The following is a 22,571-nucleotide window of genomic DNA, read 5'->3' on the forward strand; positions in this document are numbered from 1 at the left end:
TTCGCGACTATGCCGGGGTGGCGAAGACGTGGTGGTATGTCATAGCCGCGGTCGCCGCCCTGGCACTGGTCGTGACCGCCGCGCAGCAGCTCGGCACCCCGAGCCGGCAGGCGGCCGAATCGGCCATCGCGCCTTCCGAGCAAGCGAGCACGCCTTCCGTACAGGCGAGCGCCCCTTCCGTACAGGTCCCCGCGAGCTTTCCCGGCGCTGACACGACCGGCGTGCCGCCCGGCACCCCGCTCACCGAGGTCGTCGGCGACCAGACCTTCGCCGAGGACGGCGAGGTCGTCGAGGGCAGGGTCTTCTACGGCTTCGTCGTGGTGACCGCCAGGAACGTGACCTTCAGGAAGTGCGTCTTCCGCGGCGGCCCCACCCAGGACGTACGCCCGCTGCTCGACACCGAGCACGCCCGCGGCACCGTGGTGGAGGACTCCGAGTTCCACCCCACCCACCCGTCCGCCTCGATCGACGGCATCTGGGCCGCGCACACGAAGATCTACCGCTCGGAGTTCCGCGGCACCGTGGACGGGATCAAGGCCCACACCGGCACCCTCGTGCAGGACTCCTGGATCCACGACCTGAGCTGGTTCGCCAGCGACCCCGACCAGGGCGGGGAGCCCACGCACAACGACGGCGTGCAGGCCTTCGCCGACCAGACCGGCGTCACGCTGCGGCACAACACGATCGACCTGTCCACCACGACGGACCCGAACGCGGCCGTGCAGTCCTCGGCCGACGAGCTGCGCGTGGAGGGCAACTATCTCGACGGCGGCGGCTGCGTCGTCAACATCGACCACACGCCGCTGGGCCGCCCGCTGACCGGCCAGCGCGTGACGGGCAACCGGTTCGGGCGCAACTCGGCGCACGACTGCCCGATCCTGCTGAGCACCCGGTCGCAGCTCAGGGCGACGGAGGGAAACGTCTGGCACGACACCGGCGATCCCATACCGGCACCCGAACGACACGACTGAAGGCAGGCCGTATGTGGCAGGGGACGCGGGCCCTGGTGACGGGCGCGACCGGTTTCATCGGAGCTCATCTCGTCCGGCGCCTCGACGACCTGGGCGCGCAGGTGCACGCGGTCAGCCGCGGGAGCACGGCCCGGGAGCGGTGGCACCAGGTGGATCTGAGCGACGCCGCCGCCACCGCCGAGCTGGTCGGGCGGGTCCGCCCCGAGGTGGTCTTCCACCTGGCCAGCGAGGTCACCGGGGTCCGCGAGCCGGCGGTCGTGGCCCCGACCCTGGCCGCCAACCTGGGCGCCGCGGTGAACCTGCTGACGGCGGTGACCGGCACCGGCGTGCGCAGCGTGGTGCTGGCGGGCTCGGTGGAGGAGCCACGCGACGGCGCGGCCCCCGGCTCGCCGTACGCGGCGGCCAAGGCGGCCGCGACCGGCTACGCCCGCATGTACCACGCCCTGTGGCAGGTCCCGGTTTCCGTGCTGCGCGTGGCCATGGTGTACGGGCCCGGCGAGCCGAACCTGCGCAGGCTGGTGCCGTACGTGACGGCGGCCCTGCTGCGCGGCGAGTCGCCCGAGCTGACCTCCGGCACCAGGCTCGTCACCTGGGTGTACGTCGAGGACGTCGTGGACGCGTTCGTCAGGGCGGGGGCGGGCGGCGAGGCGGCCGGGCACGTCCTGGACATCGGCACCCCCGAGCCCGTCTCCATCCGCCACACCGCGGACCTGATCGCCGGGATCGTCGGGGGCCCCGGCCGTCCGGTGTACGGGGCGGTGGCGGCCAGGCCGCTGGACCGCACGCAGCGCTCGGACATCGAGCCGGCCGCGCGGGTCCTGGGCTGGCGGCCCGTCACCTCTCTGACCGAGGGGCTCACAAAAACCGTCGAATGGCATTCAAAGCGCGTGTAACGGTCCATCCGGGACGGCGATAACACTCCTGGCGGCACTCTGATCGGGGGGCGGGATGCGTGCGGTGACGAATCTGACCGTGCACGGCATCGGAGAGACGACCCGGGAGCTGGATCGGGGCGAGGACACGACGTGGGTGTCGGTCGAGCAGTTCGAGCGGGTGGTGGACGCGGTGGCCGGCCGGCCGGACGTACGCCTCACCTTCGACGACGGCAACGCCTCCGACGTGGAGATCGCACTCCCCCGGCTGCTGGAGCGCGGGTTGAAGGCGGAGTTCTTCGTGCTGGCCGGACTGCTCGGCGAGCCGGGCAGGCTGGACGCCGACGGCGTGCGCGAGCTGGTCGGCAAGGGCATGCGCGTCGGCTCGCACGGCTGGGCGCACCGCGACTGGCGGACGATCAGCGCGAGCCAGGCCGCCGAGGAGCTGGAGCGGGCCCATGAGGTGCTCGGCGAGCTGACCGGCGCGCCGGTGTCGCGGGTGGCGATCCCGTTCGGCTCGTACGACAGGCGCGTGCTGCGCCGGTTACGCCACGCCGGCGTGACCAGGGCCTACACCAGCGACGGCGGCAAGGCCAGGCCCGGCTCCTGGCTGCAGGCGCGCAACAGCCTCAGGCACGACCTCGACGCCTCCTGGATCGGCCGGGTGCTGGACGGGCCCTCGCTCGGCCGCCGGGCGGGCAAGCTGGGCATGCGGCTGTACAAGCGGGTGCGTTGATGCGCAGGGCCGCGGTCGTCATCGTCACCTACAACAGCGCCGACGTGCTGCCGGGTTGCCTGGACTCGCTGCCCCGGGGGGCGGAGGGCGTGGAGCTGGCCGAGGTCGTGGTGGCCGACAACGCCTCCAGGGACGACTCCGCCGCCATCGCGGAGAAGGCCGGAGTCACCGTGGTGCGGGTGGGCAGGAACGCCGGGTACGCGGCGGCGATCAACGCCGGGATCGCCGCGCTCGATCTGGACCGCCTCGACGGCGTCTACGTGCTCAACCCGGACTGCCGCCTGCGGGCCGGGGCGATCGCGCCGCTGCTGGACTGCCTGCGGGAGCCGGGCAGGGGCATCGCGGTGCCGTACATGGTCAATCCCGACGGCACCTTGCAACCGTCGCTGCGCCGGATGCCGACCGTGGGCCGGGCGCTGGCCGAGGCCGTGGTCGGTGGCGGGCTGGCCGGGCGGATCGGGAAGCTGGGCGAGCTGGTGACCGATCCGCGCGACTACGCGGAGCCGGGCGCGTTCGCCTGGGCGACGGGGGCGGCCATGCTGATCTCGCCCCGGGTCATCCGCGAGGTGGGGCCGTGGGACGAGTCGTTCCTGCTCTACAGCGAGGAGACGGACTACTGCCTGCGGGCCGCCGACCTGGGCTACGCCACCTGGTACGAGCCCGCGTCGGTGATCGAGCACATCGGCGGCGACTCAGGGGTGAATCCGATGCTGGCCTCCATGCTCGTCGTGAACAAGGTCCGCCTGTACCGGCGGCGGCACGGGCCGGTGCCGGGGACGGCGTACTTCCTGGCGGTGCTGGCCGGTGAGGCCGTGCGGGCGCTGGCGGGCCGGCGTACGTCCAGGGCCAGCGTGGCGGCGCTGCTGCGGCCCTCCCGGCGGGTCACGGTGCTCCCCCGATGAACGTCAGGAGCTTCGACGCGCTCACCATGGGCGAGCTGGACACCTGGGAGGAGGTGCGGGCCGGCAATCCGGCGCTGGACAGCCCGTACTTCCATCCCGGCTTCTCGGCGGCCGTGCACGCCTGCGGCCGGACCGTGCACGTGGCGGTGGGCGACGGCGTGTTCGTGCCGCACCACAGGGACGGGCGGCTGCTGCGGCCGGTCGGCTGGCCCGGCGCGGACTTCCAGGGGCCGATCCTGGCCGCGGGCGCCCCGTTCCAGCCGCTGGACCTGCTGGGGAACGGCGCGAGCGGCTACGCGTTCGACCATCTGATCGAGCAGGCGCCCGGGTTCGAGCGGTGGGTGGTCACGCGCAGGCCGTCGCCGTACCTGGACGTCACCGGCGGGCTGGACGGCTATCTGGGCCGGGCCTCCAAGAGCGGCAAGGACAACATGGGGCAGGCCAGGCGGCGGGCCGCCAGGGCCGGGCGGGAGCTCGGCGAGGTGCGGTTCGAGGCCGACTCGACCGACGCGGAGGCGCTGGCGCGGGTGATCGAGCTCAAGCGCGCCCAGTACGCCGCGACCGGCGCGCAGGACTACTTCGCCGAGCCGGGGCGCGTCCGGCTGCTGGAGAGTCTGCTGAAGACCCGCGACCCGGGCTTCGGCGGCGTGCTGTCCACCGTGCACGCCGGCTCGCGGCTGCTGGCGGCGCACTTCGGGCTGCGGTCCGGCGGGGTGCTGCACTGGTGGTTCCCGGTCTACGACCCGGAGCTGGCGAAGCTGTCGCCCGGCTGGATCCTGCTGCGCGAGCTGGTCGCCGCCTCGCCGGCGCTCGGGGTCACCAGGATCGATCTGGGCCGGGGCGAGGACGAGTACAAGCGGCGCGCCAGGACCGGCGAGAGCGTGGTGTGCCAGGGGATCGTGACCCGCAACCCGCTGCGCCGCGCCGCGGTGACAGCCGTCGCCCGGGCCAGGGCGATGGCAAGAAACGGACGTTTACCGAGAAGTCGGTAACGTTCCAATACGCATGCCCGACATATCCCTTGGAGGCGGGGGGAATCACGCGCTGCCCTCCAAAGACGGTCCACGGTAGACGGTCCAACACGGAGGGCAGCTCATGCGGATCAGTGTCTTCGGGCTCGGTTACGTGGGGTGCGTCTCGGCGGCCTGCCTGGCCTCCATGGGACATCAGGTGACCGGGGTGGACGTGAATCCGGACAAGGTCGATCTGATCAACCACGGGCAGGCGACGATCGTCGAGGAGCGCATCGGCGAGCTGATCGCCAAGACGACCGCCGACGGCCTGTTGCGGGCCACCACCGACGCGGCCGAGGCGGTCGCGGGCAGCGAGGTGTCGCTGGTCTGCGTGGGCACCCCGTCGGCGCCGAACGGCAGCCTGTCCACGACGTACCTGGAGCGGGTGGCCGAGCAGATCGGCCGGGCGCTGCGGCCCGGGCACGTGGTGGTCTTCCGCAGCACGATGTTGCCCGGCACCTGCGCCGAGCTGCTGGTGCCGATCCTGGAGCTGTCGTCGGGCATGCGGGCGGGGGTGGACTTCGGGGTGGCGGTCAACCCGGAGTTCCTGCGCGAGGGCACCAGCGTGCGCGACTTCTTCGCGCCGCCCAAGACGGTGATCGGCGAGTCGGACGAGGTCTCGGGGGGCGTGGTGGCGGCCCTGTACGAGGGCCTGCCCGGCGAGGTCTTCCGGGTGCCGATCCCGATAGCCGAAATGACGAAATATGCGGACAACGCCTTTCATGCGGTCAAGATCGGCTTCGCCAACGAGATCGGCGCCATCTGCCAGGCCATGGGGCTCGACTCGCACCGCGTCATGGACGTCTTCCTGGCCGACCGCAAGCTCAACATCAGCCCCGCCTACCTGCGGCCCGGCTTCGCCTTCGGCGGCTCCTGCCTGCCCAAGGACCTGCGCGGCCTGGTCTACGCGGCCAGGAAGGCCGACGTGTCCGTCCCGCTGCTGTCGCACGTGCTGCCCGCCAACGACGCCCACCTGCAGCGCGCCTTCGAGCTGGTCACCGCGCCGGGCAGGCGCCGGATCGGCGTCTTCGGCCTGTCGTTCAAGCCCGGCACCGACGACCTGCGCGAGAGCCCGCTGGTCGAGCTGGCGGAACGGCTCCTCGGCAAGGGCTACGACCTGCGCATCTACGACGCGAACGTGTCCCTGTCGCGCCTCGTCGGCGCCAACAGGGCCTACATCGCCGAGCGCCTGCCCCACCTGGGCGACCTGCTCGCCGACTCGGTGGAGGAGGTGCTGGAGCACGCCGAGGTGTGCGTGGTCGGGTCCAAGGACGCGCCGGTGCTGGAGGCGCTGGCCCGCGCGGGCGACCGCGTGATCGTCGACCTCGTACGCCTTCCCGACGCGGAAACCCAACGGGGCAGAAGGGACTACACAGGCATTGGCTGGTAGAGCTGGTAGAGCGCTCATCCTCGTCGAGAACCTCTCCGTACCGCTCGACCGGCGGGTCTGGCAGGAGAGCACCGCCCTGCGCCAGGCCGGTTGGGAGGTGCACGTCATCTGCCCGAAGGGCAGCAAGCAGGACACCGAGGCGGAGGTCGTCCTCGACGGCGTCCACATCCACCGCTACCCGCTGCGCGCGGCCACCGGCGGGCCGATCGGGTTCGTCAAGGAGTACGGCTCCGCGCTGTGGCACACCTTCCGCCTCGCCAGGAGGCTGGGACGGTTCGACGTCGTGCACGGCTGCAACCCGCCCGATCTGTTCTTCCTGGTCGCGCTGGCCATGCGGCGGCGCGGCACGCGGTTCGTCTTCGACCAGCACGACCTGGTGCCCGAGCTGTACCTGTCGCGGTTCGGGCGGGGCAGGGACGTGCTGTACCGGGGGGTGCTGCTGGCGGAGCGGCTGACGTACCGGGCGGCGCACGTCGTCATCGCGACCAACGAGAGTTACCGGCAGATCGCGCTGAGCAGGGGCGGCAAGCGGCCGGAGGACGTGTTCGTGGTGCGCAGCGCGCCCGTGGTCGAGCGTTTCCACCAGGTGCCGCCCGACGAGTCGGTCCGGCGCGGGAAGCCGTACCTGCTGTGCTACCTCGGTGTGATGGGCCCGCAGGACGGCGTGGACTACGCGCTGCGCAGCCTCGCCAGGTTGCGGGAGGAGCACGGCAGGACGGACTGGCACGCCGTGTTCGTCGGCGGCGGCGACACGTTCGACGCGATGGTGGCGCTCTCGCGGGAGCTGGGCCTGGGCGACTGCGTCGAGTTCACCGGCCGCATCCCGGACGAGGACCTGATGCGCTACCTCTCGACGGCCGACGTGTGCCTGTCGCCCGACCCGCTCAACCCGCTCAACGACGTCTCCACCATGAACAAGGTCATGGAGTACATGGCCATGTCCAGGCCCATCGTCTCCTTCGAGTTACGCGAGGCCCGCGTCTCGGCGGGCGAGGCGGCGCTGTACGCGCCCGCCAACGACGAGTCGGAGTTCGCCAAGCTGATCGTCCGGTTGCTGGACGACCCGGACGAGCGGCGGCGGATGGGCGAGATCGGCCGCGAGCGCGTGGCGGGCCCGCTGTCCTGGGAGCACTCGAAGACAGCCCTGCTGGCGGCCTACGAGGCTGCCGTGGGGTCGCGGTGACGGCTGCCCGCGTCGGTGCCCCAGCCGGCCGGGCCGCGGCGGAGCCTGGTCAGCAGCCGGTCCATCGCGAGCACGGCCAGGTAGCAGGCGGCGTCGAGCGGGCCGACCTCGCGCGCTACCAGCAGCCGGCCGAGCGCCCCGAGCCGCAGGGGGCGCCCCTGCCTGCCGAGCGCCGCGAGTTGCCGGTTGCCCTGGCGGACCCGGATCCGCCTGCGCAGGTGGGCCCTGACCGTACGCGGGGGCCGCACCACGGACCTGGCCCCGGTCACGACGACGCGTTCGGAGCCGGTGAAGCAACCGTCCACCCAGCCGTCGTCGGAGATCACGTCGGGCACCGGGAAGGCCCGCTCGTGTCCCCGCTCGTTGAGCACGTACACGCCCACTCCGGCCAGCGCCCGGGTGGGCGCGATGAGCCGGTCGTGCACCCGGTGCACCCGGCGGATCACCGGCCCGGTGCCGCGCAGGTCCCACTCCGGCACCGGCGCGCAGGCCAGCACGCCCGGCCGGCCCGCCGCCCGCGCCAGCGCCCGTACGGAGTCCGCGTCGAGGCGCACGTCGGCGTCCAGGTAGACGCGCGGGAAGGCGCGGCAGGCGGCGTCGCCCAGGCGCAGCGCGCCGGCCTTGCCCGCGGCCGGCGTCTCCAGCACGCGCACGCCGGGCCGCGCCGCGGCCGTCGCCGTGCCGTCGGAGCAGCCGTTGGCCACCACCACGACGTCGAACTCCCCCGGCTCGGTCCCCGCGAGCAGCAGGTCCAGCCCCGCCGGGACCACGGCCTCCTCGTTGTGCGCCGGGATCACGACGCTGACCACAGGCTTCATCGGACGACGCCTTCCAGGAGGGACGGGACATGAAAGTGGAGCAGGGCGAGCTCGACGGGGTACTGCTGTTCACCCCGGTGCCGCACCGCGACAGCCGCGGCCTGTTCACCAGGACCTTCGACGCGGCCGTGGCCGCCGGCGCGGGCCTGGACCCCTGCGCGTTCATCCAGGACAGCCAGTCCAGGTCGCGCAAGGGCGTGATCCGCGGCCTGCACGGGCGCTCCGGCAGGGGCGAGGCCAAGCTGGTGCGGTGCGCGCGGGGCGCGGTGCACGACGTGCTGGTGGACGCCAGGCCGCACTCGCCCACGTTCGGCCGCAGCATGGCGGTGCGCCTGGACGACGAGGACTTCGTCACGCTCTACGTGCCCCCGGGCCTGCTGCACGGCTTCCAGGCGCTCACCGAGCAGGCCGACACGTGCTACCGCATCGACAGGGAGCACGATCCGAGCGAGGATCTGGCGGTGCGCCACGACGATCCGGACCTGGCGATAGCCTGGCCGCTCGCGGCGGCGGAGGTCAGCCGGCGCGATCTGGACGCGGGCTCCTGGGCCGAGCTGCTGCCCAGGCTGGGCGCCTGAGAGGTGGCGGCAATGCGCGGACGTGCTCTCCTGCTCCTCGTGGCGGCGATGACGCCGGTGGCCTGCCAGGCCGCCCCGGCCGATCCGCCGCCTGCGCCGCCGACCCGGTCGTCCCCGCCGCCCGCGATCGTCCGGCCCGACGGCTCCTCCTGCCCCGACCATCCGACGCCCGCCTGCACGGGCGCGCTGCGCGGGACCGCGCTGACCAAGGTCACGCTCAACACGGAGGACGTCGCCCTCCGCGTACGCAGGCCCGGCGCCGTGCTCGACGGCGTGCACGTCCCCGGCCACCTGCTGATCCACGCCGACGACGTGACGGTCAGGAACAGCGTGATCGACGGGGACGTGATCAACGCCGACGGGCCGCAGTCGTTCCGGTTCACGATCACCGACTCCACGGTGGGCACCACGGACAAGTGCGAGCCGCTGCCCGGGATCGGCCACGACAAGTACAAGGCGACCAGGGTGCTGGTGCAGGGGCACAGCGACGGCTTCCGCGTCTCGGGCGACGACGTGGAGATCCGCGACTCCTACGTCAAGCTCTGCTCGCGGCCGGGCGACCACTCCGACGGCATCCAGGCCTACAACGGCGGCAAGGGCCTGCTGTTCCACCACAACACCGTCGACCAGCGGGAGGCCAAGGACATCACCGCGCCGATCTTCCTGGTGGACGGGAAGTCGCGGGACGTGGTGGTGACCGACAACCTCGTCATGGGCGGCACGTACAGCATCCAGGTGCGCAACGCGGGCGGCAAGCAGGTGGTGCGCGGCAACAAGCTGGTGGACAAGTCGTGGGTGTACGGGCCGGTGGACTCCGAGTGCGCCAGGACGGAGTGGGCCGGCAACGAGCTGGTCATCATCGACGAGAACTATCGGGTCACCTCGATCGTCGGCCCGCTGGCCTGCGCGGGAGAGAGCTGACCCGGCTCGGCCCTGGCCGCGCGCAGCAGCGCGCCCGCCGCGCCGGCCAGGACGAACGCCAGGCCGGTGACGGTGTGGAAGGACAGCAGGTCGAAGGTGAACGACCCGACGAGCGGCACGAGCATGACGGCGGCGATGGTCAGGCCGAGGTCGCGGTCGCCGGCGTCGGTGCTGAGGTGCCGGGCCCGCAGGGCGGCGTAGCAGGCCACCGCGAAGATCGCGGCGAACGTGACGGTGCCGAACAGTCCGGTCTCGACCATCGACAGGATGTACTGGTTGTCGAAGATCTGGTGCTTGGGGGCGTACCAGGTGCCCAGGCCGCGGCCGAGCCAGAAGTGCCGGCCGATCTCCTGGCCCGCGACGGCGTAGTCGTGCGTGCGGTACTGGATGCTCTCGTCGTTGCCGATGTTGGAGAAGAGCCCGGTGATCGCCCCGAGCAGGCCCGGCACCGTGATCCTGATGACCACCAGGAACGCGGCGGCGATCAGCAGCGTGTACCCCCGCCGCCGCCACGACCACCCCGCGAACAGCACCGCCCCCACCACGGCGAGGCTGAGCATGGCCGAGCGCGACACGGAGAACATCAGGCCGCACCCGATCAGCGCCGTGCACACCCACCAGCGCAGCGCGGGCTCGCCCCGCAGCCGCGCCTGGCCGGCGTAGTGCACGGCCAGCGGCAGCAGGATGGCGCAGGTGACGCCGAACTCGATGGGATGCCCGGTGGTCGCGGCCACGCGGCGCAGGTCGGCCCGCTCCAGCACGAACGAGTCACCCTCGCTGGTGTAGCGCAGGATCGGCAGCTCCAGGAACCTGGTCAGGTCGATGGAGAGCAGGAACTGGAAGGCCGCGATCACGGAGATCACCGCGCCGCCGACCACCAGTGTCTGCAGCAGGAAGTCCAGCCGCCGCCGGTCGCGCACCCCGTCGCAGACCGCCAGCGCGATGCCGACCAGGGCGATCACCAGGACGAACGCGTGATCGCTCAGGTTCAGCTCGTCGGAGTCCAGGTATCCCCAGGTGGAGAACCCGTAGGTGGCCACCATCGAGGTGAAGTACGCGAACAGCGCCGTACGCACGGGGTTGCGCCCCTTGGCCACGCCCAGCGTGAGGGTGAACTGCGCGCACAACCACAGCAGCGCCGCGCCCAGGCTCACCACGTTGGCCGGGGTGAGCGAGAGCGGCAGCCCCTTCAGCACCAGCCGCGCGGGCACGATCAGCAGCACCGCCGCGAAGATCGCGGCGACCGTGGCCCCGTCGGCGCGGCCGGGCAGCGGCGGCGCGCCCGCGACGGCCATCGTCTACTCCCCCGTCTTCGACGAGGTGACCAGCTCCCGCTCCGGAGCCGGTGGCTGCCCGCGCCTGCGCAGGCGAGCCAGAGCGCCGCTCAGCGGCCCTGACAGGCTCTCCGCGGCGAACGCCCCGCACAGCGAGGCGATGACCCCAAGGCCCAGCGCCGAGGCGGCGGAGCGCAGCTTCCTGCCCTGCTGGGGGGCCGGCGTGGTCGGCGGCACGGCCTCGCTGATCGTGATGTACGTGCCCTCGGGCGCCTGCACCTGCCGCTGGCGCACGTTCAGCTCCTGCTCGATGCGGTCGATGGCCTTGCGCGCGATCCGCGTGGCCTCCTCCGGCGTCCGGCTCTCCCCCTCGACGAACACCAGCGGCCCCGTGGCCAGCGACTCCAGGTTGTTGGTGCCGTTCGTGACCGCGTACGTGGTGGGGCCGCCGCTCGTGACCCCCATCGCGGCCACCATGTCCGGCGTGCTCATGACGCTGATCAGGATGGAGGCGGCCACGTCGAGCCCGTGGTCGAAGTTCAGCAGCGGGTTGACCCTGGGGATGGGCTGGTCGGGGTCGGGCGGCAGGATGCCGCCGCTGGTGGGCGCGGTGAGCACGAGGACGGCGGTCGTGGTGTAGGTGACCGGGATCGTGGAGTAGGCGTAGAAGGCGGCTCCGACGGCCGCCAGGAAGGCGGGCAGGGCGACGTACCATCGCCGGAACAGCACGAGGATGGTCCCCCAGAAATCCACGCGCCCTCCCTCGCGAGTCCCGCCTCATACATGTCGCCCGGCTGGTGTGGAGCGTTACACAAAACCCTGTAACACCACCCATTACGGGGCGATATGGAGTACGAGGGGCGTCCTTACACCCGGCGGGGGACGGAGATCACTTTTCATGAGCGCACTGGCCGTGGTCACGCCCACGTACGCCCCTGACGCCGAGCTCTTCGCCCACCTGCACCGATCCGTGCTCGCGCACACCTCCGACGACACGGTGCACCACGTGGTCGTGCCCGGCTCTGACCGCCGGCTGTTCGCCCGGTACGCGGGCCCCCGCTGCCGGATCTGGACCTACGCCGAGATCCTGCCCCGCCGGATCGTCCGGGTGCCCGTGGCCGGCGTGTGGATCGATCCCGGACGGCCGTGGCCGCCGCTGCGCGGCTGGGTGGCGCAGCAGGCCGTGAAGATGGCGGTGACGGCGCGGCTCGACGCGAAGGTGGTGCTGGTCGCCGACTCCGACGTGGTCCTGGTCCGCGAGGCCACGCCCGACCTGTTCATCAAGGACGGCCGGGTCTGCATGTTCCGGATGGACGGCGGCGTGCACGACCTCATGACCGACCACGTCACCTGGCACCGGGTGGCCCGCGAGCTGCTGGGCCTGCCGGCGCCCGCGTCGCCGCCCCTGCCGGACTACGTCAGCTCGCTGGCGTGCTGGGATCCGGCCGTGGTGCGCGAGATGCAGCGGCGGATCACCGAGGCGACAGGGCGGGACTGGTTGTCCGCCTTCATCTCGCACCTGCAGGTCTCGGAGTTCATCGTCTACGGCGTGTTCGTGGACGAGGTGCTCGGGGCCGTACCTCCGGTCAACACCGCGATCTGCCACAACCGGTGGGATCGCACCCCTCTCGACCCTGCCGGAGCCATCGCCTTCGCCGACCTGCTGCCTCACGACGCGGTGGGGATGATGATCTCGGCCAAGTCGGACACGCCCATGGCGGCCAGGTTGGCGGCGATCGAGCGATGCTCCCAGATCACCGGACCCGACGGGAGTCATCCGTGAGCAAGCTGGCGGTCATCACGCCCTCCTACGCCCTGGACGCCGAGCTGTTCGCCGACCTGCACCGATCCGTGCTCGAGTACACCTCACAGGACACCATCCACCACGTCTTCGTGCCGCCCGGCGACCGCGAGGCGTTCGCCAGGTTCGAGGGGCCGCGCTGCCACGTGTGGGTGCGCTCGGAGCTGCTGCCGCGCAGGTACCTGCGCATGCCGGGCACCGACGTGTACGTCAACTACCGCCGCCCGTGGCCGCCGCTGCGCGGCTGGGTGATGCAGCAGACGGTCAAGATCGCCTCGGTGGGGCTGATCGACGCCGACGCCCTGCTCATCGTGGACTCCGACGCCGTGCTGGTCCGCCCGACCAGCGCCGAGTCCTTCACCAGAGACGGGCGGCTGTGCCTGTACCGGCTGGAGAACGGCGTGACGGCCGGGATGGAGCGGCACGTCATCTGGCACCAGGTGGCCCGCGAACTGCTCGGCCTGCCTCCGGCGCCGCCACCGCCGCTGCCCGACTACGTGACCGCGCTGACGTTCTGGGACCCGGAGATCGTCCGGGCCATGCAGCGGCGGATCTCCCAGGTGACCGGCCGCGACTGGCTCGACGCGTTCAACGCGCGGCTGCACGTCTCGGAGTTCATCCTGTACGGCGTCTTCGTGGACGAGGTGCTGAAGGCCGACCCGCCGATCAACACCTCGATCTGCCACCTGAGCTACAACCACGAGCCGTGGGACGAGGCCCAGGCCGTCGCCTTCGCCGACCGGCTGCCGCAGGAGGCGGTCGGGATGATGATCTCGGCCAAGTCGCACACCCCGATGGAGGCCAGGCAGGCCGCCATCAGGAGGTGCGCTCAGGTCGTCGAGTCGAGCTGACCGTCGCCGTCCTCGCCCTTCCCGGCCGGCTCGTCCTCGTCCTTGACCACTTGGATCGGTCCCGTCTGCTCCTGCGCCAGCTCCTCCACCGTCAGGGGGAAGCCCGCGGCGGTGGCCGGCGGGTGCGGCCGGGAGCCGTTGAGCGCCTGCCCGGGTTTCTCCCCGGGCACGCTCTCCGTTCCCGGCTGCTCGGCGACGACCTCGGCCCAGATCTCCGGCTCGGACCTGGGGCCGGTCTCGGGGCCTGGCCCTGCCTCAGGCCCCGGCCCTGGCCCTGTCTCGGGTCCAGGCCCTGTCCCTGACTCGGGCGCCGTCTCGGGCTGGGCGCGTGCCCAGCGCACCCGCTGGACGCCGTAGGCCACGCCGATCCCGGCGATCAGACCGAACACGCCGCCGGATACCGCGTACACCAGGCGGTCGCCGAGGGCGGCCCTGGGGCCCGAGGCGGGCATCACGTCCATGATCCCGATGTGCGTGCTGATCGGCGCGTCCAGCGCCGTCTGCCGCCTGGCCAGCTCCAGCCGCACCCGCACCTGGGCCTTGCGCATGACCTCGCGCACCGTGGCGGGATCGTCGCCCTCCACCTCGACGTAGATGAAGGGCCCGTTGGTGCTGATGCTCAGCAGGTCGGGGTTGGTCCGGCCGTCGTTGATGGTCACGACGGTGGGCCCGCTCTCGGGCGCGCCGATCTCCTTGTAGACGTCGGCCGTGTTGGTGGCCAGGATCAGGATGCCCGCGGTGGTCCGCAACGCGTCGTTGAACTGCAGCAGCGGGTTGGTCAGGCCGGGCTTGCTCGCCGGCTCGGTCTCCAGCGTGCCGCCGGTGGCGGGCACGGTGAGCACCATGGAGGCGGTCGAGACGTACCGGCTCGGCATCAGGAGGTACGCCGCCAGGGCGAGGCCGATGGCCGCGACGGCGACAGGCGGCCCCACGAACTTCTTCCGGGCCAGACCAAGGATGGCCTTCCAGAAGCGCACTATTTCCGCCCCCGTCGACTTTTGTATCGATGCAAACGGGAAATCGCTCTGCTCATCGGACGTGTTACACCAAACCGACCAGTGCCAGCAGTTTGCGGCTGCGGTGCGCCAGCGTGCGGCGCTGGCGCCGCGCGTACATGCGCATCACCTCGGTCCGCGCCCGCCGCCGCTGCTCCTCGGTCAGGTCCGCGTCGCGCACCCATCTCAGCAACTCCCTGCACTGCAGCGTGTTGGCCAGGTGGGACTGCCAGGACGGCACGTCCAGGCGGCGGGCGATCCGGCCGATCCGCTCCAGCCGCCAGTTGCGGTGCGAGAGCACCTCGGGGACGTGCGCCCACGGCCCCGCCAGCGCCAGCTTGGCCGCGAACACCTCGTCCTCGCGCAGCATGTTGCGCCGCGGGATGCCGATGGCGGGCCCGCGCCGCAGCAGCCCGTAGAGCGGGTCGATCAGGTACGGGCTCTCGTTGAGCAGCCTGAGCATCTCGGCGAAGCGCACGACCGGGTCGTCCGAGCCCAGGTCCGTGCCCGTGTAGGCAACCGTGCTGACCCGGCCGTCGGAGCCGGTGTAGGAGACCTGGTTGGTCACCAGGATCAGCCGCTCGTCCGCGGCGAAGGCGGCCAGGGCCGCCGAGACGCAGTGGGGCTCCAGCCGGTCGTCGTCGCCGATCCAGCGCACGTAGGCGCCCTTGGAGACGCGGGCGGCGTGCATGAAGTTGCCGAGCAGGCCGATGTTCTGCGGGTGCCGGTGGTAGACGATCCTGGGGTCGCCGGCCGCCAGGTCACGGCACAGCTCCTCGGTGCCGTCCGTGGAGGCGTTGTCGGAGATGACCAGCTCCAGGTGCGGGTGGTCCTGGGCCAGCACCGAGCGGACCACGGCCGCCAGGCGGCCGGCCCCGTTGCGCACCGGCAGCGCGATCGAAACGAGCTCAGAGTCGTGCATGCGCCCTCCCTTGGCGTACGAGCCGCTTGAGCACCGCGCGCGGCACCACGACCAGCACGAACAGCAGCAACCCCGCGCCTCCGGCCACGCAGAGCTCGAAGAAGGCCCCCTCGATCACCGTGGCCAGCCCGGCCATGACCAGGCCGGCCGCCGCCGCGCCCAGCAGTGGCCTGGCCAGCCCGGCGGCGAACAGCCCCACGGGCACCCCGGAACGGTGCAGGGCCACGCCCAGCAGCGGCAGCGCCACCACCACGGCGACGACCGCGTGCGCCACGGCCGCGCCCTGGATGCCGTCGAGGCGGGCGCCCACCAGGAGCGTGGGCACCAGCGCGACGGCCCAGCACAGGTTCACCCACATGGTCGCCTTGGTCCTGCCGAGCGCGGCCAGGATGTCGGTGACGAGCAGCGTCAGCATGCGCACGGCCATCACGATCGCCAGGAAGCGCAGCACCTGGGCGGCGGGCAGCCAGTTCGCGCCGTACAGGAACTCCACGACCGCGGGGGCGAGCGTGCCCATCAGCACCGCGATCGGCAGGACCATGCCGCCGAGCAGCGGGACGGCCTGCCGCACGCCTTCCCGTATCGCCTCGCCGCCCTCCTCGGCCAGGCGCGAGAAGCTGGGCAGCGCGACGTAGCGGATGGCGGTGCCGATCAGGCCGGGCACCCAGCTCGAGATGTTGAAGGCGAGCAGGTAGAAACCCAGCCAGGCCGGGCCGAGCACGTCGCCGACGATCACCGAGTCCACGTTGAGCAGCAGGCCCTCGATGCCGAGGCTGACGCACAGCGGCAGGCCGAACCGCAGCAGCCGCGCGGCCTGCGCGCGGTCGAAGCCGAGCTCGATCTTCACCCGCGCCAGCGCCACCACCAGCACGCCGGTGAGCACGCCGCCGCTGAGCTGCCCCCAGGCGAAGCTGTAGGCCCCGGCGCCGTTCGCGGCCAGGGTGATGGAGACGCAGGCGTTGGCGACGAACCCGCCCAGGTTGGCCCAGGCCAGCTTGTCCTGCTCGAACCGCCGCATGAGCGCGGCGCTGCGCACCGCGGTCAGCCCGTAGACGAGGTTGGTGGCCATGAGGATGCGGATCACCCAGATGGCGTCCTCGCTCCCGGCCAGCCGCGCGTAGAACGGCGCGATCACCCAGAACAGCGCGTAGAGGGCGAGGCTCGACAGGATCGCCACGACGGTGGCCGTGGGCGCGATCTCCTCCAGCCTGCCCCGCCACTGCACGGTCGCCGCGATCACCCCGGCGTCGTTGATGTAGATGACGAACTGGGTGGCCGCCAGCGCGATCGCGAACACACCGAAGTCCTCGGGCACCAGCAGCCTGGCCAGGACGAGGCTCATCACGAACGAGCCGGCCTTCATCACCAGGTTGCCCAGCAGGCTCCAGCGCAGGCCGCGACCGGCCTTGCGGCCGATGTCGCCGGCCTCACTCACGAAGTCTCGACCCTCTCCAGCCAGATCTCCCGCCAGAACGGCACGAACTCGCGCGGACAGTTGGCGTTGTAGACGCCCTCGCAGACGAGATCGTCGAGGATGATGCACGGGCTCTTCATGGTCAGCATCCGGCCCGTCTTCTCGTCCAGGCAGCGCTCGACCCTGGCCCGTACGCGCGCGGTCCTGCCGCAGTAGCGGGCCATCTCCTCCTCGAAGCCCATCCCGCGGTTGAGCAGGTCGTCGTTGAGCGTGTCGAGGATCTCCTCCTTGGACCTGATCCTGACCAGCTCGCCCACCTGGAGGTCCAGCGTGGCCGTCGGCGTCCTCTTGCCTGCCCGGCCCTCGATGAAGCCCCAGCGCAGCCCGCGCCTGATCCACAGGCGGCGCGGCAGCACCTTCTTGCTGAGGCCCTGGAAGCGGTTGAACAGCCCGACCAGGAAGGTGCCGACGGTCCGGCCGACGCCCACGTTGCCGCTGCGCACGTCGGTGACGTACTGGCCGAGGTCACGGAACGGCAGGCAGGTCGGCGCGGCCCGCAGCAGCTCGGTGGCCTGGCAGGAGTAGCCGTCCGGGCCCTTGCGCGTGTTGGCGTCGAGCAGCTTCAGCAGCCGCTCCTCCGGGATCCGGCGGGTGGCGGGCTCGTCCGGATCGACCCGCTTGAGCCAGTCCTCCTTCCAGTAGAGCGAGCAGGCCGTCTGGCAGCCGCCGTGCCCGCCGCCGTCGCACCGCGCGCCGGTCAGGTGCACCGCGCTGTCCATGCGCCGCATGCCGCTGCGGCTGATGGTGTCGCACAGCTTGTGCGCGACCTTGTGCACGGTGAGCCGCTGCCCGCAGAAGGCCAGCATCTCCGGCATGAACGGGAGGTTCTCCAGCTCGCCCCGCTCGTCCAGCGTGGCCAGGATCTCCGCCGCGCTCCGCACCTCGACGAGGTCCCCCACCCGCAGATTCATGCGCCCTCTCCCACCCGTTTGAGCAGGCCCGCGCCCTCCAGAGCGGCGGCCGCCTCGGCGACCGCGCGGAAGGGCAGGCCCGATCGGCCGGCAATGTCCAGCAGGCTGTGCTCGCCGTCCGACAGGTTCAACACCCATAACATCGCCAGCTGCGCCTGTTTCGTGTCACTGCGGCCGCCGAGAGATCCGTACAGGCCGCGCCTGCCGAGCTGCGGCTCGCCGTACGGACTCAGGTTCTGGTAACGGCCGTCGTGCTCCAGCACCTCCACCGCCGACCACAGCGTCTCCAGCGTGTCGGCCATGGCCTGCGGCGAGACGAAGCCGAGGTCGTCTCCCGAGGTGTGGTACTCGGGGTAGCCCGCGTACGGCGTCCTGGTCAGGCTGCCGACCGGCAGGTCGAAGCCGGGCGAGCAGAACTGCCGCTCGTCGTAGCCGTACGGCGAGAAGTCCACGATCGTGTGCGGCCGGTCGCGCAGCACGGCCGCCATCGCCCGGTCGACGGGCGCGTCGCCGCGCCTGCTCCGCTTGTACGTCAGCGCGCCCCGGTCGCCGGCGCAGGCCAGCGTGAGCCCGTGCCTGATGCGCCCGGTGCTCTCGCGGTTGCGCGCCAGCCAGGTGATCGCGCCGATCGTGCCGGGCGCGAACAGGAACCGGTAGGTGTGGCGCGGCCGGTCGAGCCGCCGGGCCAGCGCCGTGGCCACCGCGATCCCGGCCAGGTTGTCGTTGGCCAGCGACGGATGGCAGACGTGGCAGGAGATCAGCACCTCCTCCTCGGTACGCCCCGGCACGACGTGCTCGGCGTACGTCAGGTGTCCGTCGGCCAGCGTCGAGTCGATCACCACCTCGTACGGCCCCTCGCCCATCCCGTCGAGCGTGTCCTGGCTCAGGCAGAACCCCCACGTCCGCGCGTAGTACGAGGTCCGGTACGGCACCAGGTCCGGCTGGTCGGGCAGCGTGTGCAGGTGGGGCCGCAGCTCGGCCAGGGTCATCGTGGCCGACACCGGCACGCTGTAGCCCACGACGTGCAGGTTCGACCGCTGGAAGTCCACCACCCGGTTCCCCGCCGGATCCTTGATGTAGGCGTCGCGGACGTTCCACTCCTGGGGGATGGTCCAGTCGAGCACCTGGGTCCCGGTCGGCACCTCGTGCACGTCCAGCTCCAGCAGCTCCCCCACGATCCCCAGCGTGGCGCGCACGCCGTCGCCCGTGATGGAGCGGCACAGCGGGTAGAGCCGCTCCACCAGGGCGTGCATCTCCTCCCCGGTCACGTGCGCAGCTCGTCGGAGACGGTCCCGGCCTTGCGGCGGTCGGCCAGCCAGGCCAGCCGGGTGAACCGCTGGCGGAAGTCCTCGGCGGTCAGCCCGTGGTAGCGGTAGGCGTCGGCCAGCTCGACGGCGCCCGCCTTCACCGTCCAGCGGGCGTGGTAGCCGGGCAGCGCCTCGCGGATCCGCGAGAACGAGACCCGGTAGGAGCGCGGGTCGGCGCCGGTCTCGCCGGTGATCAGCAGCTCGGAGCCGGGCACCGCCTCGACGACGTGCTCGGCGATCTCGGCCACGGTCAGGTTGTTCAGCTCGCCGCCCACGTTGAACGCCCTGGCGTGCACGGCCTCGCGCGGCGCGGCCAGCGCGGCCAGGAACGCGTCGGCGATGTCGGCCACGTGCACCAGGGGCCGCCACGGGGTGCCGTCCGACAGCACGCGGACCTGGCCGGTCAGGTGGGCGTGGCCGACGAGATTGTTCAGCACGATGTCGGCCCGCAGCCGGGGCGAGAACCCGAACGCGGTCGCGTTGCGCAGGAACACCGGGGTGAAGTGGTCGTCGGCCAGGTCGACGAGCTCGTCCTCGACGCGCACCTTCGACTCGGCGTACGGGGTGACGGGCCGCAGCGGGGCGTCCTCGTCGAGCAGGTCGTCGCCCCCGGAGGCGCCGTAGACGGAGCAGGTGGAGGCGTACAGGAACCGGCGCACGCCGGCCTCCCTGGCCAGCCTGGCCAGCCGGACGGAGGCGTGGTGGTTGATGTCGTAGGTCAGCTCGGGCGCGAGCGCGCCGAGCGGGTCGTTGGAGAGCGCGGCCAGGTGGATCACCGCATCGCAGCCTTCGAGCAGGCTCGCCGGCACGTCCCGCAGGTCCACGCGGTGGCCTGGCGGGTCGTCCGGCACCGGGCCGAGCACGCACGCGGCGAACAGCCCCGAGTCCAGGCCCACCACCTCGTGGCCGGCCTTGGCGAGCATGGGTGCCATGACCGTGCCGAGATAGCCCTGGTGCCCCGTGAGTAAGACACGCATGTCGATCAGCCTCCAGCTAGATCTAGAGCGAGTTTGTGCAGGTGGAACGCCTCCGCGTAGCGTGCCTGGCACTCGATGCCGCGGATCCTGGCCAGCCCGAGGAACGCCTCCCTGTCGAACCAGGGGCGGTGCCGCTGTGAGGGGTAGTGCTCCCAGAGCAGGGAGACCTTGCGCTCGGCCAGCGCGAGGTCGAGCGGCTGGTACGCGTTGGGCCGGCCGAGGTCGCCGTCCCACTTGACGATCTCGTACCCGAGCGTGAGGTGGTCGCGGAACGCGGTGGGCACCAGCCGCGCCAGGCCCCGGTGGTCCTGGTGCGCGTCGCCGGCCTGCGGCGCCAGGATCAGGTCGGGCTCGGTACGCATCCGCAGCTCCTCGACCGCGTTCTTGGCCTCGTCCCAGTGGGCGGGAAGCCGCCCGTCGGGCACCTTGGCCACGGTCACCCGCAGGTCCGCGCCGGGGCAGAAGGCGGCCAGCGCGTTGCGCTCCTCCTCCTCGCGTGCCGTCCCGCCGCCGGAGAGCACCAGGGCGTCCGCCTGGAGGCCCGGGTGCGCGGTGCACATGACCAGGAGGGTGCCGCCTGCCCCGATCGCCAGGTCGTCGCAGTGGGCGGCGAGCAGCGCGATGCGGCTCAGGCCGCTGGGGAAGAGCCGGTTCACGCCCGCTCCCACAGGGCCCAGGGGCGGTCGCCGCGGGAGTAGGCCTGATCCAGCTCCATGCGCTGGTTGATGGTGTCGGTGGGCCGCCAGTAGCCGCGGTAGGGGTAGGCCATCAGCCGCCCGCGCTTGGCCAGCTCCTTGCAGCCGTCAACGAGCAGGTCCCCGTTCTCGGGGATGTGGTCGAAGATTTCCTGACGTAAGACGAAATATCCCCCGTTTACCCACAGCGGCATCTCGGTGACGGCGGTGATCTGGCCGACCAGCCCGTCCTCGGCGATCTCCACGCAGTGGAAGGTCCCGGGCGGCGGCACGGCCATCAGCGCACCGCCGGCGTCCGACTTCTCGAACCTGCCGATGATCTCCGGCAGCGGCGCGTCCGTGAGCACGTCGGCGTAGTTGGCCAGGAACATCTCCTCGCCCTGGAGATGGTCGCGGACCCGGCGCAGCCGCTCCCCGATCGACGACTCGACGCCGGTGTGGACGAACGAGATCGTCCAGTCGGAGATGTCGGCGCCCAGCAGCTCGACGTTGCCGCCGCGCAGGACGAAGTCGTTGGAGGCGGTCTCCTCGTACCGGAGGAAGAAGTCCTTGATCTGCTCGGCCCCGTAGCCGAGGCAGAGGATGAACTCCCTGTGGCCGAAGTGCGCGTAGTAGCGCATGACATGCCAGATCAACGGCCTGGGGCCGACGAGCTGCATCGGCTTCGGCGCGTCGCCGGCGGCGCCCGTACGCATGCGGGTGCCGTAACCCCCGCAGAAGAGCACGACCTTCACACGACCTCCAGCGTGGGGATGGGGAAGACCAGCCGGCCGCCCCAGTCGCGGATGTAGGAGAGCTGGTCGATCAGCTCGTCGCGCAGGTTCCACGGCAGGACGAGCACGTAGTCCGGCCTGTCGGCGGCGATGCGCTCGGGCTCGAAGATCGGGATGCGGGCGCCGGGGGTGAACTTGCCGTGCTTGTACGGGTTGCGGTCCACGGTGTACGCCAGCAGGTCCGGCCGGATGCCGCAGTGGTTGAGCAGCGTGTTGCCCTTGCCCGGAGCCCCGTACCCGACCACCGTGCTGCCCTCCTCGGCGGCGGTGATCAGGAAGCTCAGCAGGTCGCGCCGGACCTTGGCCACCCGCTCGGTGAAGTCGATGTAGCCGGAGATCTCGTGCAGCCCGGCCGCCTTCTCCATCGCCAGCACGTCCGACACCCGCCGCGACGGGGCCCCGGACGGCGCGGCCCAGAGCCGGATCGAGCCGCCGTGCGTCGTCAGCAGCTCCACGTCCACCAGCGTGAGCCCGCCACTGGCCAGCGCGCGCTGCGCGGAGGCGACCGTGTAGTACTGGAAGTGCTCGTGGTAGATCGTGTCGTACTGGTTGAGCTGCATCAGCGTGAGCAGGTGCTGCACCTCGACCGAGACCAGCCCGTCGTCGGCGACCAGCGTGCGCAGCCCGTGGGTGAAGCCGATGACGTCGGGGATGTGCGCGTAGACGTTGTTGGCCACCACGTGGTCGGCCTTGCCGTGCTCCGCCACGACCGCCCGCGCGCTCTCGGGCGTCAGGAACGCCGTCACCGTCGGCACGCCGCGCTCCCTGGCGGCCTGGCCGACGTTGACCGACGGCTCGATGCCCAGGCAGCGCACCCCGCGCTCCACCACGTGCCGCAGCAGGTAGCCGTCGTTGCTGGCCACCTCCACCACGAACGAGTCCGGCCGCAGGTCGAGGTCCGCCACGAAGGCGCGGGCGTGCTCCACCCAGGAGGCGGAGTAGGAGGAGAAATAGGCGTAGTCCGTGAAAGTCTCCTCGGGGGTGATCAACGGCGGGATCTGCGCGAGCCAGCACGACGTGCACACGCGCAGGTGCAGCGGGTAGGTCACCTCGGGCTCGTCGAGCTGATCGGCCGTGAGGATCCGCTCGCAGGGCGGCGTCGCCCCCAGGTCCACCACTCCGGTGAGATCGTCCGAGCCGCATAACCGGCAAGTCATCATTTGCACGCTCCAAGAGATTGATATTTCGCGAGGGCCGGTGATCTCGT

23 protein-coding genes are annotated in these 22,571 nt (G+C 71.7%); 11 read left to right on the plus strand and 12 right to left on the minus strand.

Going from position 1 to position 22,571, the window contains the following annotated elements:
* The first annotated feature begins 17 nt into the window (after positions 1-17).
* From ACBJ32_RS52825 to ACBJ32_RS52855, 7 genes are all read left to right on the plus strand, one after another.
* Positions 18-971, plus strand: a complete 954-nt coding sequence (locus ACBJ32_RS52825) for a hypothetical protein (RefSeq protein ID WP_375133321.1) — start codon at positions 18-20, stop codon at positions 969-971.
* Positions 972-982: 11 nt separating this feature from the next.
* Complete coding sequence (locus tag ACBJ32_RS52830; protein ID WP_375133322.1) at positions 983-1,864, plus strand: NAD-dependent epimerase/dehydratase family protein; 882 nt, start codon at positions 983-985, stop codon at positions 1,862-1,864.
* A 55-nt stretch (positions 1,865-1,919) separates the two neighbouring features.
* Positions 1,920-2,579: a polysaccharide deacetylase family protein gene (locus ACBJ32_RS52835; RefSeq protein ID WP_375133323.1), complete on the plus strand. Its 660-nt coding sequence runs from the start codon at positions 1,920-1,922 to the stop codon at positions 2,577-2,579.
* On the plus strand, positions 2,579-3,481 hold the full coding sequence (locus ACBJ32_RS52840) for a glycosyltransferase family 2 protein (protein WP_375133324.1): 903 nt from the start codon (positions 2,579-2,581) through the stop codon (positions 3,479-3,481). Before ACBJ32_RS52835 ends, ACBJ32_RS52840 begins: the two co-directional genes overlap by 1 nt.
* Positions 3,478-4,473, plus strand: coding sequence for a GNAT family N-acetyltransferase (locus ACBJ32_RS52845; protein ID WP_375133325.1), 996 nt, complete (start codon positions 3,478-3,480; stop codon positions 4,471-4,473). The genes ACBJ32_RS52840 and ACBJ32_RS52845 overlap by 4 nt, the downstream gene beginning before the upstream one ends.
* Before the next feature lie 103 nt (positions 4,474-4,576).
* Entirely contained in the window at positions 4,577-5,884 is a 1,308-nt protein-coding gene (locus tag ACBJ32_RS52850) for a nucleotide sugar dehydrogenase (protein WP_357888612.1), read from the plus strand.
* Complete coding sequence (locus ACBJ32_RS52855) at positions 5,874-7,067, plus strand: glycosyltransferase family 4 protein (protein WP_375133326.1); 1,194 nt, start codon at positions 5,874-5,876, stop codon at positions 7,065-7,067. The genes ACBJ32_RS52850 and ACBJ32_RS52855 overlap by 11 nt, the downstream gene beginning before the upstream one ends.
* Here the strand turns inward: ACBJ32_RS52855 and ACBJ32_RS52860 are convergent.
* On the minus strand, positions 7,040-7,885 hold the full coding sequence (locus ACBJ32_RS52860; RefSeq protein ID WP_375133327.1) for a glycosyltransferase: 846 nt from the start codon (positions 7,883-7,885) through the stop codon (positions 7,040-7,042). The genes ACBJ32_RS52855 and ACBJ32_RS52860 overlap by 28 nt on opposite strands.
* Positions 7,886-7,914: 29 nt before the next feature.
* On the opposite strand from ACBJ32_RS52860, the gene ACBJ32_RS52865 reads away from it, so the two are divergent.
* A complete protein-coding gene (locus ACBJ32_RS52865; RefSeq protein WP_375133328.1) occupies positions 7,915-8,463 on the plus strand; it encodes a dTDP-4-dehydrorhamnose 3,5-epimerase family protein in 549 nt (182 codons plus the stop codon).
* A 12-nt stretch (positions 8,464-8,475) separates the two neighbouring features.
* Positions 8,476-9,384, plus strand: a complete 909-nt coding sequence (locus ACBJ32_RS52870) for a hypothetical protein (RefSeq protein WP_375133329.1) — start codon at positions 8,476-8,478, stop codon at positions 9,382-9,384.
* Here the strand turns inward: ACBJ32_RS52870 and ACBJ32_RS52875 are convergent.
* Together ACBJ32_RS52875 and ACBJ32_RS52880 are read right to left on the minus strand one after the other, a co-directional pair.
* The gene (locus tag ACBJ32_RS52875) at positions 9,333-10,679 is read right to left on the minus strand and encodes an O-antigen ligase family protein (RefSeq protein ID WP_375133330.1); all 1,347 of its coding nucleotides are present in this window, start codon (positions 10,677-10,679) and stop codon (positions 9,333-9,335) included. The genes ACBJ32_RS52870 and ACBJ32_RS52875 overlap by 52 nt on opposite strands.
* Before the next feature lie 3 nt (positions 10,680-10,682).
* On the minus strand, positions 10,683-11,411 hold the full coding sequence (locus ACBJ32_RS52880) for a hypothetical protein (RefSeq protein ID WP_375133331.1): 729 nt from the start codon (positions 11,409-11,411) through the stop codon (positions 10,683-10,685).
* 145 nt (positions 11,412-11,556) lie between these two features.
* Here ACBJ32_RS52880 and ACBJ32_RS52885 point away from each other — a divergent pair, with 145 nt between their 5' ends.
* Positions 11,557-12,441 (plus strand): DUF6492 family protein, encoded by an 885-nt coding sequence (locus tag ACBJ32_RS52885; protein WP_357888592.1) that lies wholly within the window; start codon positions 11,557-11,559, stop codon positions 12,439-12,441.
* Positions 12,438-13,310, plus strand: a complete 873-nt coding sequence (locus ACBJ32_RS52890) for a DUF6492 family protein (RefSeq protein ID WP_375133332.1) — start codon at positions 12,438-12,440, stop codon at positions 13,308-13,310. Before ACBJ32_RS52885 ends, ACBJ32_RS52890 begins: the two co-directional genes overlap by 4 nt.
* On the opposite strand, the gene ACBJ32_RS52895 is transcribed toward ACBJ32_RS52890, so the two are convergent.
* The 9 genes from ACBJ32_RS52895 to ACBJ32_RS52935 all read right to left on the minus strand — a co-directional run bounded on the left by ACBJ32_RS52895 (position 13,289) and on the right by ACBJ32_RS52935 (position 22,521).
* Positions 13,289-14,287, minus strand: coding sequence for a hypothetical protein (locus tag ACBJ32_RS52895; protein ID WP_375133333.1), 999 nt, complete (start codon positions 14,285-14,287; stop codon positions 13,289-13,291). The two genes, ACBJ32_RS52890 and ACBJ32_RS52895, sit on opposite strands and share 22 nt — an antisense overlap.
* Positions 14,288-14,351: 64 nt before the next feature.
* Positions 14,352-15,227, minus strand: coding sequence for a glycosyltransferase family 2 protein (locus ACBJ32_RS52900; protein ID WP_375133334.1), 876 nt, complete (start codon positions 15,225-15,227; stop codon positions 14,352-14,354).
* A complete protein-coding gene (locus tag ACBJ32_RS52905; RefSeq protein ID WP_375133335.1) occupies positions 15,214-16,662 on the minus strand; it encodes an oligosaccharide flippase family protein in 1,449 nt (482 codons plus the stop codon). Before ACBJ32_RS52905 ends, ACBJ32_RS52900 begins: the two co-directional genes overlap by 14 nt.
* The gene (locus tag ACBJ32_RS52910; protein WP_375133336.1) at positions 16,659-17,612 is read right to left on the minus strand and encodes a hypothetical protein; all 954 of its coding nucleotides are present in this window, start codon (positions 17,610-17,612) and stop codon (positions 16,659-16,661) included. Before ACBJ32_RS52910 ends, ACBJ32_RS52905 begins: the two co-directional genes overlap by 4 nt.
* On the minus strand, positions 17,609-18,880 hold the full coding sequence (locus ACBJ32_RS52915) for a DUF4910 domain-containing protein (RefSeq protein ID WP_375133337.1): 1,272 nt from the start codon (positions 18,878-18,880) through the stop codon (positions 17,609-17,611). Before ACBJ32_RS52915 ends, ACBJ32_RS52910 begins: the two co-directional genes overlap by 4 nt.
* Positions 18,877-19,896 (minus strand): NAD-dependent epimerase/dehydratase family protein, encoded by a 1,020-nt coding sequence (locus ACBJ32_RS52920; protein WP_375133338.1) that lies wholly within the window; start codon positions 19,894-19,896, stop codon positions 18,877-18,879. The genes ACBJ32_RS52915 and ACBJ32_RS52920 overlap by 4 nt, the downstream gene beginning before the upstream one ends.
* 5 nt (positions 19,897-19,901) lie before the next feature.
* Positions 19,902-20,552 carry a PIG-L deacetylase family protein gene (locus tag ACBJ32_RS52925; RefSeq protein ID WP_375133339.1) on the minus strand — a complete coding sequence of 217 codons (651 nt, stop codon included), beginning with the start codon at positions 20,550-20,552 and terminating at the stop codon, positions 19,902-19,904.
* The gene (locus tag ACBJ32_RS52930) at positions 20,549-21,325 is read right to left on the minus strand and encodes a glucose-1-phosphate cytidylyltransferase (RefSeq protein WP_375133340.1); all 777 of its coding nucleotides are present in this window, start codon (positions 21,323-21,325) and stop codon (positions 20,549-20,551) included. Before ACBJ32_RS52930 ends, ACBJ32_RS52925 begins: the two co-directional genes overlap by 4 nt.
* Positions 21,322-22,521: a class I SAM-dependent methyltransferase gene (locus ACBJ32_RS52935; protein ID WP_375133341.1), complete on the minus strand. Its 1,200-nt coding sequence runs from the start codon at positions 22,519-22,521 to the stop codon at positions 21,322-21,324. The genes ACBJ32_RS52930 and ACBJ32_RS52935 overlap by 4 nt, the downstream gene beginning before the upstream one ends.
* Between the last annotated feature and the right edge of the window lie 50 nt (positions 22,522-22,571).

It is taken from the genome of Nonomuraea sp. GTA35 (assembly GCF_041950525.1).
Taxonomy (GTDB): Bacteria; Actinomycetota; Actinomycetes; order Streptosporangiales; family Streptosporangiaceae; genus Nonomuraea.